Annotated in this window: 6 protein-coding genes; 4 read left to right on the top strand and 2 right to left on the bottom strand. The window is 38.4% G+C overall.

Annotated features, from left to right (window positions below):
- Positions 1-164 precede the first annotated feature (164 nt).
- From ACU8DI_RS03390 to ACU8DI_RS03375, 4 genes are all read left to right on the top strand, one after another.
- Positions 165-290, top strand: a complete 126-nt coding sequence (locus ACU8DI_RS03390) for a hypothetical protein (protein WP_447111327.1) — start codon at positions 165-167, stop codon at positions 288-290.
- Between the two features lie 381 nt (positions 291-671).
- Entirely contained in the window at positions 672-2,888 is a 2,217-nt protein-coding gene (locus ACU8DI_RS03385) for a M43 family zinc metalloprotease (RefSeq protein WP_447111326.1), read from the top strand.
- Between the two features lie 223 nt (positions 2,889-3,111).
- The gene (locus ACU8DI_RS03380) at positions 3,112-9,060 is read left to right on the top strand and encodes an immunoglobulin-like domain-containing protein (RefSeq protein WP_447111325.1); all 5,949 of its coding nucleotides are present in this window, start codon (positions 3,112-3,114) and stop codon (positions 9,058-9,060) included.
- A gap of 242 nt (positions 9,061-9,302) precedes the next feature.
- On the top strand, positions 9,303-16,436 hold the full coding sequence (locus tag ACU8DI_RS03375; protein ID WP_447111324.1) for a M14 family zinc carboxypeptidase: 7,134 nt from the start codon (positions 9,303-9,305) through the stop codon (positions 16,434-16,436).
- A gap of 3 nt (positions 16,437-16,439) precedes the next feature.
- Here ACU8DI_RS03375 and ACU8DI_RS03370 read toward each other — a convergent pair whose 3' ends face one another.
- Together ACU8DI_RS03370 and ACU8DI_RS03365 are read right to left on the bottom strand one after the other, a co-directional pair.
- Positions 16,440-17,153 (bottom strand): 3'-5' exonuclease, encoded by a 714-nt coding sequence (locus ACU8DI_RS03370; RefSeq protein ID WP_447111323.1) that lies wholly within the window; start codon positions 17,151-17,153, stop codon positions 16,440-16,442.
- A gap of 46 nt (positions 17,154-17,199) precedes the next feature.
- Entirely contained in the window at positions 17,200-18,363 is a 1,164-nt protein-coding gene (locus ACU8DI_RS03365; RefSeq protein ID WP_447111322.1) for a serine hydrolase domain-containing protein, read from the bottom strand.

Raw genomic sequence — 18,363 nt, 5'->3', positions numbered from 1 at the left:
AGTAAAACTCTTAAGAAAAATCTCAAGTGATGAACCTTAAATAGGTTGTTTGACGAATATGAGAATTTAATATTTTGATTTTAACAAAATTTTAATAAATTCAACTCTTTTTATAAACGGAAGTATTGGACTACAATACTTGTTGAAACTAAAAGTCATCTATTATGAACAAAAGGTTGCGTCTCATTGTGGCAGGTTGCTTTATTATGCTGATAACCATCGGAATTATTATGCTTTATCCTTCTCAAGATAATGAAGACAAAACAGCTGTTCATGTCACTGAGATATGAACGCGATATTTTAAGTTCCAATCAACATCCTAGGTCATCAAATCCTTAAGAAGAATACAACAATTTTAATTCTAAAATTGTTTTTTGAGGTCTTTTTGAGACACTATCAATTTTTTTTGATTCAAATTTTAGCAATCTCTCATATCATAAATTCTCTGGGTATTAACTCCAGACTTTTTTAATTTATGCGCGCTCCTCATTTGGCTAAAAAAGGACGTTTTGTAGGAAATTGATTAAGCCAAATTACGGAGAAACCGTAAGGTTTTTTTTTATTCTTGTATTTCAACGAAAACGTTATCGTAAAATTTTGATATTCGCAAAATTTTAATAGTTTCATTCGATTTTTAACACATATTAACACATTTTAATTTAACTATCAGTATGAAAAAAACAATTACATTAATGACTGTGTGTTTTCTATTAGTGACTTCGGTTTTTGCACAAGACAGAAACTGTTCGTCAATGGAAAACTTAGAGTACAGAATGCAGCAAGATCCAAATCTAGCGCAACGAATGGCTCAAATTGAAACTTATACCCAAAATAAGATTCAATCGATGCAACAAGATAGAATAGACGGTTCTGTCATTACAATCCCAGTTGTGGTGCACGTGCTGTATCGAACTTCACAAGAAAACATTAGTGATGCCCAAATCTTATCTCAAATTCAAGTTTTGAATGATGATTTCAGAAGAATGAATGCTGACGCTGACAACACTTGGTTGCAAGCAGCGGATACTGAAATACAATTTTGTATGGCAACTGTTGACCCTAATGGTAACCCTACCAACGGAATCACCAGAAAATCAACAAATAAAACATCTTGGGGAACCAATGATGCGATGAAAAAATCCTCACAAGGTGGTGTCGATCCTTGGGACACATCCCAATATTTAAATATGTGGGTTTGTAACATTGGTGGTGGCATTTTAGGATATGCACAATTTCCAGGAGGAAGTGCTGCAACCGATGGTGTCGTTATGGGACCAAATTACTTCGGCAGTGTTAATGGAGGATCTGGATTTTATTTATCTGCACCATTTAATCTTGGAAGAACCACAACTCATGAGGTTGGACACTTTTTAAACCTAAGACATATATGGGGTGACGGTGGTTGCTCTGTGGATGACTTTGTTTCTGATACGCCAACTTCCGATGGTGCCAATTACGGATGTGCCACAAGTCACGTATCATGTGGGACAACAGATATGGTACAAAACTATATGGACTACAGTGATGATGCTTGTATGAATTTATTCACACAAGGACAACGTGACAGAATGCGCGCTGTCTTGCTCCCAGGAGGAGTGAGAGCAAGCTTAGGTGCTTCTACGAAGTGTGATGGCGGTGGATCTACACCAACTTGTTCTGATGGTATTCAAAACGGAGATGAAACTGGCGTAGATTGCGGTGGTTCGTCTTGTGCTCCTTGTCAAACGGCTTGTAATGATAACGATGTTAATTTATCTATTACTTTTGATAATTACCCTGAGGAAACAGCATGGACATTAACGAATAGTGGTGGACAAACAGTTGCTTCTGGTGGCACTTATGGAAGTCAGCCAGATGGGTCAACTTATACTGAGAGCTTGTGCTTACCAGATGGTTGTTATACGTTCACAATTACCGATGCTTATGGTGATGGTATTTGCTGTGCTTATGGAAACGGGTCTTATAGTCTTACTGATAGTTCAGGAGTATTAGCTTCTGGTGGATCCTTCTCATCATCTGATGTGACTGATTTCTGTTTAGGCAGTAGCCCAGCTCCAACTTGTACAGACGGTGTTCAGAATGGTGATGAAACAGGTATTGATTGTGGTGGCTCTTCTTGTGCGCCATGTTCAACTCCAGGAACAACCATCTTGAGTGAAGGTTACTTCGAATCTGGATGGGATGGCTGGTCTGACGGCGGAAGCGATTGTGCACGTTATTCAGGATCCAATTCTTACGAAAACAATTATTCAATAAGATTAAGAGATAATTCAGGTGTAGCGTCTGCAATGACATCTCCTACTCTGAATTTAACAGGTTTTGATCAAGTTGAAATTGAATTCTACTTCTATGCGGTGAGTATGGAAAATGGTGAAGATTTCTGGGTGCGTTACTATAACGGATCGTCATGGTCTACAGTTGCTGCCTATGCGCGAGGAACAAGCTTTAATAATAATACCTTCTATACAGCTACGGTATCTTTGAATGCTTCTGAAGTTAACTTCGCTAGTAATTCTCAATTTAGATTCCAATGTGATGCTTCTGGTAATAATGATCAAATCTATATTGATCAAGTGACTATTAGAGGTATTAACGGTTCTGGAAAAGTAGATAGTATTAGAGCGTTAGGTGCAAGTGAACCAGATAGCGTTTTTGAATCTGAAGAGGATTTCGTGATTTATCCGAACCCAGTGAAAGGTAGCACCTTATTTGTGAAATTACCAAACGGCGTAGATTCGTCTTTCAGAATTATAAATATGCTAGGTCAAACGATGATGCAAGGTGATTCTGTGAAGGAAATCAATGTGTCTAATTTAAAATCAGGCATGTATTTCATCGAAGTCAATGATGGTGATGAAACTTTGACCAAGAAATTTATTAAGCAATAACACTAACCGTTTACTTAATAGTAAAAGTCCAGATGTTAAATCTGGACTTTTTTTATGCTTGTAAGACAAGTCTGAAAGAAGATTACGGAAAAACCACAAATTTGCTATCAAATCTAAAATTTTAAGAAAAATGCTATCTAGACTTGTAAAAAAAGTCATTAAATTCAAATGAATTCTTACGAATTTTCATGCTATTAATTATCCATTTTAAATCACCATACCGATGAAAATTAAATTACTCCTGCTCATATTTTTAATGAGCTGCAACTTTGCACTGTCACAAAGTAAAAACCTTTGGCAGAAACAATCAGTTGCTAATTTTTCTAAAGTGAAAGCTAGTAAACAGCAATTGCCAAGGACTCAAATTTATACGTTAGATTTAGTAGCTTTAAGGCAGGCTTTAAGTAATGTTCCAGATAGAAGTGCTTTGGGTACTTCCGCAGGAACCCTATTATCATTTCCGAATGATTCTGGGAAACTTGAAAACTTTCGGGTTGTTGAAGCCTCTAACTTTAGCCCAGATCTTCAAGATCGGTATCCAGAAATCAGGTCTTATATAGGTCAAGGCATTGATGATCCTTCCTCTGTGATACGATTCAGTATCTCTCCTCTAGGTTTTCAAAGTATGCGCTTATCTGCCAATCAGCCTGCATCTTTCATTGAAGCACTAACGACTGATTTATCACAATATGTCGTTTTTAAAAGAGCTGATAAGATCAATTATTCTGATGATTTTGAATGTCAGGTTACAGAAAGTTTGAACAAATCAATGGATGTTGGAGATGTCAATATGATGCGTAATGCAGACGATGGCATTTTAAGAACCTATAGACTCGCTGTTTCTGCCACTGGAGAATACACACAATATCATGGTGGTACCAAAGCCTTGGCATTAGCGGCAATTAATGCGACAATGACACGTGTTAATGGGATTTATGAATCTGATTTCAACGTGACTTTAGTTCTTATAGGAAATACAGATGATGTCATTTATACGAGTACCAACAGTGATCCTTACGGAAATACAACTTCAGGCTACAATAGTGCACTTCAGTCTACTTTGACCAATGTTATTGGTGAATCAAATTACGATATCGGCCACTTATTTGCGAATCTTCAAAATAATGGAAATGCGGGCTGTATTGGCTGTGTTTGCGTGAATAACCAAAAAGGAAGTGGATGGACATCACATACAGTACCGGAAGGCGATCCTTTCGATGTGGATTATGTAGCGCATGAAATGGGACACCAATTTGGAGGCAATCATACTTGGACTTTTGGAGGTAATGAAGGGACGAATGCTCAAATGGAACCCGGAAGTGGCTCCACTATCATGGGATATGCTGGGATTACCGGATCAACGGATGTACAATCGAATAGTGATCCTTATTTTCATGCCATTTCGATTCAGCAAATAACCGATTATATTAAATCTACAAGTTGCCAGACCAATACAAATACTGGAAATTCGGTGCCATCAGTAAATGCTGGTGCCAATTATACAATTCCTAGAGGAACAGCGTTTGTTTTGGAAGGCACAGCTTCAGATGCTGATGCTGGTGATGTACTAACTTATTGTTGGGAACAATTTGATGAAAATAATGCATCTACAACAAACCCTAGCGTCAATGCCACTTCTGGAGTTGCTTTTAGATCATACACTCCAACAACAGATAATAAGCGCTATTTCCCTAGATTATCCACTATAAAAACTGGAGCTACTTCATGGCAATGGGAAGCCGTTCCGAATGTGGCTCGTACTTTGAATTTTAGGTTGACTGTAAGAGATAATCAAGCAGGTGGTGGCACCAATAATAGTGATGATATGGTCGTATCCGTTAATGGAACTGCCGGTCCTTTCGTGGTCAATTCGCCCAATACAAATGTCACTTGGAATGCAGGAACCACACAATCCGTTACCTGGAATGTCGCAGGAACCACTGGAAATGGCATTAATGCAGCCAATGTAGATATATTCCTATCTACCGATGGTGGTAACACATACCCTATTGCTTTAGCATCAGGAGTACCTAATGATGGGTCACACGATATCATTGTTCCGAATAACCAAGGAAACCTGAATAGAATCATGGTCAGGGGATCAAACAATATATTCTTTGATATTTCAAATTCAAATTTTACCATTGCAGGTCAAGTGGTGTGTAATGCGACCATACCTACAGGACTGTCGGCAACTAATGTAACTGCAAATTCTGCGACTTTAAGTTGGGGTGCTGTTCCTGGTGCCAATTATGATTTAAGGTATCGTGAATTAGGATCTTCCACATGGATAACAACGAGCGTCACAGGAATCTCCACAAACATTAATGGATTGACCGAGTTAACAGATTATGAGGCTCAGGTAAGGAGTAAATGTACAGATGGGTCAAATTCTGCTTACAGTACGTCGGTTAATTTTACAACGACAGAAGTACAATTGAATTATTGTAACTCAGCAAGTACTAATGTTAATGACGAATATATCAGTCGTGTGCAATTGAATACTATTGACAATAGTTCTGGAGCACAGTTTTACTCTGATTTTACAGGTATTTCAACCACATTAACTAAGGAAACAGCATACACCATCACTGTTACACCAACTTGGACTGGAACTGTCTATAATGAGGCATATTCCGTATGGATAGACTACAATCGTGATGGTGATTTTAATGATGCCGGTGAACAGGTTTGGTCGCAATCGCCAACCCAGGCTACGCCTGTCAGTGGGACTTTTACAATTCCATCAGGAGCTGTCGAAAATTCTACTCGAATGCGTGTTTCTATGAAGTATAACGCGCTTCCAACGGCTTGCGAAACCTTTACTTATGGTGAAGTAGAAGATTATACCGTGAATATTGAAGGTTCAGGACCAGATACTATAGCTCCTATTATTACACTGAACGGAGCTTCAACGATTAATTTGAACTTAGGAGATACCTATACAGAATTGGGTGCTACCGCAACAGATGATGTTGATGGCGATATTTCAGCAAATATCATTATTGGTGGTGATGTTGTTGATTCGAATACAGTAGGTACTTATGTTGTAACGTATAATGTGAGTGATGCTGCAGGTAATGCTGCCAATGAGGTCGTTAGGACTGTCAATGTACTTCCTGATACTACGGCTCCTGTGATTACACTGAACGGAGCTTCAACGATTGACTTGAACTTAGGTGATACCTACACAGAATTGGGTGCTACCGCAACAGATAATATTGATGGTGATATTTCAGGGGATATCATTATTGGAGGTGATGTTGTTGATTCAAATACAGTTGGGACCTATCTTGTAACTTACAATGTTAGTGATGCTGCTGGTAATGCCGCCTCGGAAGTGATTAGAACTGTTAATGTAAATTCTGACACTCAAGCACCAACAGCACCAACAAATCTCACAGCTTCAAATACTACCCAGACAACTACCGATTTAAACTGGAATGCATCAACAGATAATATTGGTGTTGTGAGTTACAACGTGTATCAAGATGGCGGTTTAATAGCAAACATATCAGGAACATCTTATGGCGCTACAGGTTTGTCTCCAAGTACTAATTATGATTTTTATGTCATAGCTCTCGATGCGGCTGGCAATGCATCTCCATCGAGTAATATAGTCAATATAACTACTTTAAATCCTCCAGACACACAAGCACCAAGTGCACCCACAAATTTGACAGCATCGAATACGACAGAAGCTTCAACGGATTTGAATTGGAACGCATCAACTGACAATGTGGGAGTATCTGAATATGATGTGTATCAAGATGGTAATTTAATTGCAAACGTGTCCAATACATCATACCAAGTAACTGGCTTATTACCTAGTACTAATTATGACTTTTATGTGGTAGCTAAAGATGCTGCAGGTAATAGTTCGTCACAAAGTAATTCAGTTAATGTCACGACATTAGATGCCCAAGTTTCTTATTGTAATTCAGCGAGTACAAATGTGAATGATGAATACATAAGTCGCGTGCAATTAAATACTATTGATAATAGTTCTGGACCGCAATTTTATTCCGATTTTACCAATATTATTACTACCGTTACAAAAGGGACGCCATATACAATTTCAGTGACACCTACATGGACTGGAACTGTTTACAATGAAGCATATGCTGTTTGGATCGATTATAATAAGGATGGCGATTTTGATGATGCTGGAGAACAAGTTTGGACGCAATCACCAACGCAAGCTACGCCTGTAAGTGGGACTTTTACAATTCCAGCGGGCGCTGTTGAAAATTCGACTAGAATGCGTGTTTCTATGAAATACAATGCGATTCCTACCTCTTGTGAGACGTTTACGTACGGTGAAGTTGAGGATTATACACTTATTATTGAAGGTGCTGGACCAGATACTACGGCACCAATCATTGCATTAAATGGCGCAGCAACTATTAACTTAGATTTGACAAGCACGTATACAGAATTTGGAGCCACAGCAATCGATAATGTCGATGGTGATATAACTGCAAATATTATTATTGGTGGTGATGTTGTGGATACCAATACTGCTGGTACTTATTTGGTGACTTACAATGTGAGTGATGCAGCAGGTAATGCAGCAGCTGAAGTTGTTAGAACAGTTAATGTCATACCAGACACGACAGCACCTGTAATTACCTTGAATGGTGCAGCAAATATTGATGTCACTTTGGGTGAGAATTATGTTGAATTAGGTGCTACCGCAACAGATAATGTTGATGGCGATATTTCGTCGAATATAATTATTGGAGGAGATAGTGTAGATGAAAACTCAATTGGCACTTACATAGTAACGTATAATGTGACAGACGCCTCTGGAAATGCAGCGGCAGAAGTTGTTAGAACGGTGAATGTTACTGAAGCGTCTTCTGGATGTACTGGAGGGATCTCATCATTCCCATATTCAGAAGGTTTTGAAAACACTCTTGGTGCATGGACGCAATCTACTGAAGATGATATCGATTGGACCGTGGATGCCAATGGTACACCTTCCAATAATACAGGGCCTTCATCTGCAGCACAAGGAACCTATTATGTGTATGTTGAAGCCTCGAGTCCAAACTTCCCAAGCCGACGTGCTATCTTGAATTCACCATGTTTTGATTTAAGTACTTTATCTGAAGCATTCTTCAGTTTTAAATATCACATGTATGGCTCTTCAGATATGGGAACAATCGACTTGGAAGTTAGTGACGATGACGGAGCAACATGGACCAGCATTTGGAATGAAACTGGAAATAAGGGCAATTCATGGTTGACAGCCAATGTTGATTTGTCGTCGTATGTAGGATCTTCTATCAAATTACGATTTAATCGATTTGTAGGAGGAACTTGGCAAGCAGATATTGCCATTGACGATGTGAGTCTAACAGAAGGAGGTAGTTCAGGAGGTAATGGTTGTACCAATGGGATTACCAGTTATCCATATTCAGAAGGTTTTGAAAACACCTTGGGAGCATGGTCTCAATCCACAGCCGATGATTTAGACTGGACGATAGATGCTAACGGTACACCTTCTAGTAATACAGGACCGTCGAGTGCTATTCAAGGCACTTACTATATTTATGTAGAAGCTTCTGGCAATAATGTGGGATATCCTAACAAGCGCGCAATCATAACTTCCCCTTGTTTCGATTTGAGTTCACAGACTTCGGCCACATTTACTTTTAATTACCATCAATATGGCGCAGCCGATATGGGTACTTTAGATCTTGAAGTTAGTGTGGACAATGGTTCAACTTGGTTGAGTATTTGGAATAGTTCAGGAAATCTAGGAAACTCATGGCAATCTGAAAGTGTAGACCTATCGGCTTACACAGGAGAGACTGTGCAATTGCGATTTAATCGATTTGTTGGCAGTACATGGCAGGCCGATATTGCCATAGATAATATCAACTTATCTACAGGAACTGCCAAAGATGTTATGGCTAGACCTGCAATCGAAGAAGAAGAATTCGGTGTTACTATGTATCCAAACCCTGTTAAAGGAGGTGAATTACACATTCTTTCGAACTTTGACAATATTAACTATGAAATCTATAATACAGTAGGTCAATTAGTTGCAAAAGGTATTGTAAATAATCAGGTAATTGATGTTAGTGACCTAGATGGTGCTGTGTATCACATAAAATTTGATGCTGCAGGCAACACCTTTACCAAAAGATTTATCAAGCAGTAAAAGTCGCTGATAAACGATCAACTAAAAGTCCAGATATCATATTTGGACTTTTTTTGTTTCCACCTCTGAATAGACTATAACGATCAATAAAATTAAAAAACTGAAAATCAGATACTTAAATAATTATGTAAAAAATAAATACACACTTAATCGGTTTTTTATGCGTTTTATGGATAAAAATTCAAATAATATGATATATTAGCACCTTGAATACGAGCTATGAATTCATCCCTATAAAACGAATGAGAAAAATTACCCGCTTAACTTTGCTATTAGTACTTATCGTACAATCGGTATTTTCCCAAGATAAAGTATCTAGAATTAAAATAACAAATCCAGACCAATCAACCATTAACACCATAGCTAGTCAAGGTATTGACCTAAGTTGTGGAGCCCAACACGATGGTTTGAATTTGATAATTGAACTATCTGAACTGGAAATCAATAGTCTTGATGCCAACAATGTCAATTATACGGTTTTGATAGATGATCTACAGTCATTTTATGCGGATAGAGCGCAACAAGACCTTCCCAAAGCAATAGCTGCCTTAAATGCTGAAAAAGCTGTGGCTGCAAATGCCGGTGAAAGATCAATTTCAAGTGTCGTTTTAGACAATGTTATTCAGTATGCTGAATGTGATGAAATTCCTTGGGTAACACCTTCAAATTTCAACTTAGGAAGTATGGCAGGATGCCTAACCTACAGTGAGATGAAGTCGGAGTTAGACGATATGTATGCCTATTCGCAAAGCAACGGATTGGATATCGTCTCTCAGAAAGCCAATGCTTCTTCCACAGGCCAAACTACATGGGGAAATCCGGCATCAACGATTACTAATAATGGTTTAACATATTCTGGGCAAGGAACCACAAGATGGAATCCTGAAACTATTTGGTATGTTAGGATCACAGGAAACCAAAGTAGCGTGCCTGAAAACTCAAAACCGCAAATGTTGTTCACTTCTATGATTCACTCTAGAGAAGTAAGTGCATTGATGAACAACATCTTTTTTATGTGGTACATTATAGAAAACTACAATACCGATCCAGCCATTCAGGAATTGGTGGATAATAATGAACTTTATTTTGTTCCAGTCGTTAATCCAGATGGTTTGCGTTGGAATGAACACCTCAATCCCAATGGTGGCGGACTTCAACGTAAGAATTTAAGACCAAATACTGGAGGTACTGGGAACACTTCAAATAATAGAGGTGTCGACCTCAACAGAAATTTCGATTATTTCTGGGGAATTAATAATATTGGTTCCTCTGGAACTCAAACCAGTGGAACTTATAGAGGACCGTCTCCAGAATCAGAACCAGAAACACAAATAATGGTGGATTTTATAACCAATAGAAATATAAAATCAGCCGTATGGAACCATTCATTTGCTAATTCAGTACCTCATCCTTATGGTGGTGTACCATCGCAAAGTTCTGGTAGGGAAGATGAGTATTATCGCTGGCACGAGGAAATGACCAGATATAACAGATATCTTTATGGTGCGACTATTTTTTATGAATCCAATGGTTTACCTGATGACTGGATGATGGGTGGTGCACCTGATAATAATGGCTCAACGGGTTCTGGACAAGGGATAATTGCAACCACACCTGAACATGGCGGACAAGGATTTTGGCCTACGCCTTCAACCATTATACCTATTGCTAAACAATCCATGCGTATTTCTTTGGGAACTGCTTATTATGGAGGTAAGTATGCGAAATTACACGACTTGACACAAAGCAATATCACGACACTCACCTCAAACTTAGATTTTGGTATTGAACGTATTGGTCAAACAGCCAGTAATTTTACGGTGACTGTGACACCAATATCTCCAAACATCACGAGTATCATATCACCAACGATGCAATCAGGCATTGCTGTATTGGATCAAAGAAATGTCTCCGCTGTTCTTCAATTGGATCCAAGTATTACAGCTAATGAAATCATTGCTTATAATGTGACGCTTGCAAATGATGATGGCGTTATTTATGAAGCTAATTATGAAAAATATTATCAGCCTTCCTTACTGTTTGATCATAATCCAGATATAAATGGGTTGACTGGTTGGACGCAATCTGGTGGATGGAATAATACCACTTCAGATAGTTATTCAGGATTAAATGCACTAAGCACAGGAACGTATTCTAATAATGCCACTAAAACTCTAACGACTACCAATAGTTTTGATTTTTCGAATTCAAGTGAGGTCTTGATTCAGTTTTATTCAAAATGGGACATTGAGAGAAATTATGATTTTGTTGAAATTTTAGGGTCACCAGATGGTGGTTCTAGTTGGATTTCTCTTTGTGGAAATTATACGAAACCGAATGCTACTTCTGCTACAACAAGTCACGATAATAAAAGTGCCACGTATTCAAATTTTCAAGCGAATAGTCTTGGTCAAGTCTATGATGGTGACCGTATGGATCATTGGGTAATGGAAGAAATCGCTATCGACGACAATTATACGGCGTTATTAAATTCCAATGATGTAAAAATCAGATTCAATTTTAGGACAGACGCACTCAATGTGAATGAAAATTATTCCACAACTAATGATGGATTCTTTATCGATGATTTTAAAATCATTAGTGTTAATGTACCTTGCCAGACAACAGTGCCTACCGGAATTAGTGTGTCTAATGTAAATGCCATTTCAGCAGAAGTTAGTTGGAATGAGGTTCCATCTGCAACCTATGATTTGAGATATCGTGAAATTGGAAATCCGACTTGGATTGAAACAACCGATATACCAACAGCGACTTACCTTTTAACAGGTTTGTCTGCTGCTACGGATTATGAAGTGCAAGTGGCTACAAGATGTATTTCAAACACTTCAGTCTATAGTGTTTCCACTAATTTTACAACCACAACACCTATTCCCTGTACAGGAAATGTGGTGTCAACATTTCCTTATTTAGAAAACTTCGAAGCGGATGAAGGGCTTTGGGAACAGACCACCGATGATGACATCAATTGGACTCGTGACAGTGGTGGAACGCCTTCCAGTAATACAGGACCTAGCACTGGTGATGGTGATACCTTTTATATGTATACGGAAGCGTCAGGAAATGGGACAGGCTTTCCTAGTAAGGTTGCTAACTTTGAAAGTCCGTGTTTCGATTTTACGGGAAAAGATAATATTCAGTTTACTTACAGTTACCACATGTTCGGTGGATCTATTGGATCTTTAAGATTTCAAATAAGTTTGGATAATGGTGCCTCTTATATAACGATTGATGAGTATAGTTCGGAAATTGGGAATGTTTGGAATCAACAAACCGTAGATTTAAGTGCTTATAAAGATCTAGTCGTTAAGTTCCGATTCAATGCGATAACAGGCGCTGATACTACAACGGGTTGGGCTAGTGATATTGCTATTGATAATATTAATGTGACAGCAGATGATGCAGGATCCGATCCTCCAGTAGCCGTCTGTCAAGATATTACCGTTCAACTGGATACTACCGGAAATGCAGTGATTGTTGCAGCAGATCTAGATGGTGGTTCAACAGATGATGTAGGCATCGTCGATAGGAGTATTGATATAGATACGTTTAACTGTTCCAATATAGGGACACCAGTTGCTGTGACACTTACAGTGACTGATGAAGATGATCAAACGGATACTTGTGTTGCTACGGTTACTGTGATGGATGAGGTAATTCCTGAATTTGTCGACTTGCCTGCTGATATCAATTTATCTTGTGGAAATAATCAACCAACATGGACAGACCCAACAGCAATAGATAATTGTACAACGCCTGTTACTCCTGTAAGAACAGATGGAACAGGTCTTAATAGTGGCGATGTGTTTCCAGTTGGAACTACCGTTATAAGTTATGCTGTTACAGATGCCTATGGTAATGTAAATACCGGCTCTTTTAATGTGATTGTTGAGGTAGATAATGAAAATCCTGTAGCTATTTGCCAGAATATTGCTGTGCAATTGGATGCGACTGGAAGCGCAATAGTTACAGCTGCTCAAATTAACAATGGTTCTACAGATAATTGTGGTATTGCCTCCATTTCATTGTCAGAAACTAGCTTTACATGTGCAGACGAAGGAGACAATAATGTGACTTTAACAATCACAGACACCAATGGAAACACAGATACTTGCGTGGCTGTAGTTACCGTAAGTGTTCAAGATGTACCTACAGGATTAAATTGTTGGGAAGTAGCCAATTATAATTATACAACTTGTTCTTGGGATATCAGCGGAATACAACCTGAAGAACCCGTAGCTACTAATTGTTGGGATGACTATCAATTCAATACAACCACCTGTTCTTGGGAGAACCAAGGAACGGAACCAGAAGAGCCAGTAACGCAATGTTGGGAAACAACTAATTTTAATACAACTACCTGTTCATGGGAGATTACTGGAACACAACCAGAAGCACCAACACCAGTAAATTGTTGGGATGATTTCCAATTTAATAATACTACGTGTGCTTGGGAAAATCAAGGTACGGAACCTGTTGAACCCGTTGCCGTTAACTGTTGGGATGATTATCAATTTAATAGTACCACCTGCGCCTGGGAAAATCAAGGTATAGAACCGGAAGAGCCAGTAACACAATGCTGGGAAATCACGAATTTTAATACGACAACATGCTCTTGGGAAATTAGTGGTACGCAGCCTGAGGAACCAGTGGCCGTGAATTGTTGGGATGATTACCAATTCAATACAACCACTTGTTCATGGGAGAACCAAGGAACGGAACCGGAAGAGCCAGTAACGCAATGTTGGGAAACCACTAGTTTTAATACCACAACCTGTTCATGGGAAATTAGTGGCACCCAACCAGAAGAACCACTAGCTGTGAATTGTTGGGATGATTATCAGTTCAATACCATCACATGTACTTGGGAGAATTTAGGAGTTGAACCTGTGGAACCAACAGGTCTTGAGTGCTGGGAATCGACTAATTTTAATGCAAACACTTGTGCTTGGGAAGTGAGTGGGACACAGCCAGAAGAGCCTCTTGCTGTGAATTGTTGGGACGATTATCAGTTCAATACAACCTTGTGTATTTGGGAGAATCAGGGAGTTGAACCTTCCGAACCAACAGGACTGATTGTAGATTTTATAACAACTACCGAAGCCACTGTGACTTGGAATAACCTACCAAATGTAACTTATGACTTAAGGTATCGCGAAGTTGGTACTACAACTTGGATTGAACTTCAAGATATTACTGTAAATACACAATTATTATCAGGATTAAATCCTTCAACTCGTTACATAGTGCATGTACGCAGTAAATGTTCTGCAATTTCAACTTCAGAATACTCAGATATTGTATCATTCACGACTTTAGATATTGTTTTGACGTATTGCGATTCCCAAAGTAATAATGCCACTGAGGAATATATCGAAAATGTCCAATTGAATACTATTAATAATACCTCTGGATCACAAAACTATTCGGATTTCACGAGTATTTCAACCATCTTAGCTGAGGGACAGACCTATAATATTTCTGTAACAGGTGTCTGGACAGGAACGGTTTACAATGAATCCTATTCAGTTTGGATTGATTATAATAATGATGGCGATTTCGAAGATGCAGGTGAGCAAGTATTCACGCAAGGTAATACACAGGCCAGCCCAATAGGTGGAAGCTTTACAGTACCATTTGGAACATCTAGAGAAACGACTCGTATGAGAGTGTCTATGAAGTACAATGCCTTACCAGGACCCTGTGAAACTTTTGATTTTGGTGAAGTGGAAGATTATTCTATTACCTTGGTTGGAAGTAACGATTTGATATATACGAGTAGTGCTTGGTCTCCATATGCGCCTTCAGCTCTCACTGCCACAGACAATGCCTTAATATTAGACGGGACTTACGCAGTGACAGATGACGTACAAATCAATAATATGATTGTTTATGATGGTGCAGGAATAACCGTTGAAAAAGCGAAATCACTCACCATAAATGGGGATTTAGTCTCTAAAGATAACGTTGTGTTGGAGTCGGATTCCGATGAATATGCGAGTCTTATTGTCAATAATTTCGTGATTGGAGATGTCCTTTATAAGAGACATGTGAATACAACAGCAGCCGTTGGAGGCAATGATTTAGTGGCACCACCTGTTTATGGTGAGTCGTTTATCGATTTTAGAGCTGTGAATCCAAATATCTTGAGTAACGCTACCAATACCTTGTTCTTGTTTGGTCCTTTTGATAAAGTGACTGATACGTATGTGCTATATACAAATACTGAAACAGCGCCTATGGAAGCAGGCATAGGTTATCGCGCAGCCTCTACAGATGCAGGAACTTTTACCTTTACAGGACTTGTGGAAACAGGAAACGTGAGTGTGCCTATTGTGAATAATGGTCCGACAAATCCAGAATGGAATTTAGTTGGAAACCCTTATCCTTCTTATATTGATCTAGGAGAATTTTTATTAGCGAATAATACACAATTTGATACCCAAAGTGCTGGTATTTATGGCTACGATGGCGATGCATCCAATGGTTGGGCCATTTGGAATCAGGCCTATGCAGATGCGAATCCTGATGCGGTAATAACACCAGGTCAAGGCTTCCTGATTGCATCTGCAACTAATAATGGACAAATTGATTTTACACCTTCCATGAGACGCATTGGTAGCTCAGACGATTTCATCTTAGGAAGACAAAGCAATTCATCTGAGATTTCTCATCTTCAATTAGATTTATACAACACATCGGAAGGTCATTATAAAACGGACTTTTACTTTACGGATAATGCTTCTAACGGTATGGACTTTAATTATGATGCGAGTATTTACGGAGATCAAGCACCTTCAGATTTTGCATTGTACTCACATCTTTTGGAAGAAAACGTAGGCATCGATATGGCTATCCAATCTTTAGGTTTTGATGCCTTGTCTAGTGCAGTCATTCCTTTAGGAATTCATGCAGAACAAGGGCAGCAATTAACCATTAGTATTTCAGAAAGCACCTTGCCACAGAATATTGAAGTGTATTTAGAAGACACTTTAAATAATAGCTTTACACTATTGAATGCAACGGACTATACCATTACGCCAACTGGGAACATCAACTCCATTGGTCGTTATTTCCTAAGATTTAATGAAGAGACTTTGAGTGCTGCGTCGCATGAGCATACTAACTTAGATATTTTCACAACAGTCTCACCTAGACAAATTATTGTGAAAGGATATTTGATGGAGAATACCAAAGTGATGATCAATGATTTACAAGGTCGCTTAATTAAAACGGTGACACTTGATGCTTCGGAAAGCTTACATTACATCGACATGTCCTCTTTTAGTTCGGGTGTCTATATGGTTTCAGTTAGAAATAAATTCCAACAGGCTCATGAAAAGGTAGTGATTAAATAATAATCATACATGAATAATTTCAGAATCATCTAGGAGTTCATCGCCTTGAAATTTTAGAAACACTTGTGCGACCGCTATAGTATCTTTTTCACAGTAGGTAATAATTCTATCGATGTCATTATCTTGATAATAGACGCTATAAACTTGACTACCACTGATATCATCTTTAGGAGAAGGAATCCCAAGGACATTGGTTAATAGTTTCAAAGATGTGAAGGTTTTATAATCGCCGAATTTCCATAGCTCTAAGGTATCGAGATGTGGCACTTCCCAGGGTTTTTTACCGAAAAGATTTAGCTTGTACGGAAGTTCTATACCTTGGATGATCATACGTCTTGCGATATAAGGGAAATCAAATTCCTTTCCGTTGTGTGCACAAAGTAAATGTTTGGTACCACTATAATGTGTAATGATGAGGTTTTTAAAGTCTTTTAGAATCTTAACTTCATCGCCATAAAAAGAGGTAACTCGAAACGTTCTAATAGCGCCTTCCACTTTAAAGTAGCCTACGGAAATACATATAATTTTACCGAATTCCGCCCAGATGCCTGCACGTTCATAAAATGCTTCAGCGGTATACTCATCGCGTCTCTGATACTGCGATTTAAGCTCCCAAAGTTCTTGTTTTGTTGCATCCAATTGCGAATAGTGCTCCGTTTCTGGAACTGTTTCAATGTCTAAAAATAGAATATTTTCTATATGTAATTTCGAAAGCATGACCGTAAGATTTTGAAGAATTGATACATTTTTTTAATGAATTATATTATTGGATAGATTGTCCGAGCATTTTATAACCTTCCTCAATATACAAAGAAATATCGTCAGTAAAAGTTTTAGTTCCAATATCTGGAGACTTCTGATGACCTAATCTCACAATGATAATATTATCATCAGGCTCCACAAATACATACTGTCCTAAATGACCTCGCATCATAAAGAAGTGTTTGTCTCCCATGTTTCGTAACCACCAACCGTAGCCATACTCTGGGCTTTCAGGGAAACGTGGTTGTACGGAGGTTGCGATAAACGAAGAATCCAATAATTGTTTGCCTTGCCACTTCCCATGATCTTTATACAATTTTCCGAAGCGTGCAAAGTCTTTGGCATTACTAGCAATACAACAATAAGCTTTGACTAAATCATGATCTTCACTATCTACTTGCCAAAGGGCATCATTTTCAGAGCCTAGTGGTTTCCAAAAACTTTCTTCAAGATAATCGTACAATTTTTTACCTGTGGCCTTTTCTATCACCATCGCGAGCATTTGAGTGTCGCCACTGGCATACTTAAATACTTGTCCTGGTTCGTCTACCACTTTAAGTCCGTTCATTACTTTAGCAAGATCATCATCAAAATAAGCTCTTGTCGTAATGGATAAAGGAGAATAGTAAGCTTCATCCCAATTGGTGCCTGAGGCCATAGATGACAAATCACCAACCGTCATTTTTGAAGCCTTTCCGTCGCAAAACGCCGGTAGGAAATCACAAACAGGTTGATTCAAACTTTTAATATGTCCATCCATGATGGCTTTTCCTAAAAGACCAGATACATAGCTTTTAGCCATGGAAAAAGAGTTAGACTTAGAGGCTTCTCCAAACCCATCATAGTACTTTTCAAACCAAATACTGTCATTTTTTATGATAACATAGGCTATGGTTTCCCAATCTTTATTGGCTTTTTGCAACCTTGGAGTCACAGAAACTGAATTGTAATCCTTGTGATTTGGCCATGATACTGGCGTACTAGAAGCCTCAATAATTTGGTTATCAAATTCTTTATAATCCTCTAAAAAAGCAGTGCTGTGACCTTTCATGTAAATCGTTCTAACAGCTTTAATGAGATAATCGGTATCTGTGATGTACAGTAAAGCAATGACAAGGGCCAAGAAAACAATAAGAAATTTGAAGAGCTTTTTTAAGAATTTCAT

The organism is Psychroserpens sp. BH13MA-6, assembly GCF_052983595.1.
The sequence above is the reverse complement of the archived record's forward strand: the minus strand, read 5'-3'. Positions and strand labels throughout refer to the sequence as shown.

Excerpts from the sequence above, each read along its gene's own strand:
- ACU8DI_RS03370 (WP_447111323.1), bottom strand. The coding sequence starts at position 17,153 with ATGCTTTCGAAATTACATATAGAAAATATTCTATTTTTAGACATTGAA.
- ACU8DI_RS03390 (WP_447111327.1), top strand. The coding sequence starts at position 165 with ATGAACAAAAGGTTGCGTCTCATTGTGGCAGGTTGCTTTATTATGCTG.
- ACU8DI_RS03385 (WP_447111326.1), top strand. The coding sequence starts at position 672 with ATGAAAAAAACAATTACATTAATGACTGTGTGTTTTCTATTAGTGACT.
- ACU8DI_RS03375 (WP_447111324.1), top strand. The coding sequence starts at position 9,303 with ATGAGAAAAATTACCCGCTTAACTTTGCTATTAGTACTTATCGTACAA.
- ACU8DI_RS03380 (WP_447111325.1), top strand. The coding sequence starts at position 3,112 with ATGAAAATTAAATTACTCCTGCTCATATTTTTAATGAGCTGCAACTTT.
- ACU8DI_RS03365 (WP_447111322.1), bottom strand. The coding sequence starts at position 18,363 with ATGAAATTCTTAAAAAAGCTCTTCAAATTTCTTATTGTTTTCTTGGCC.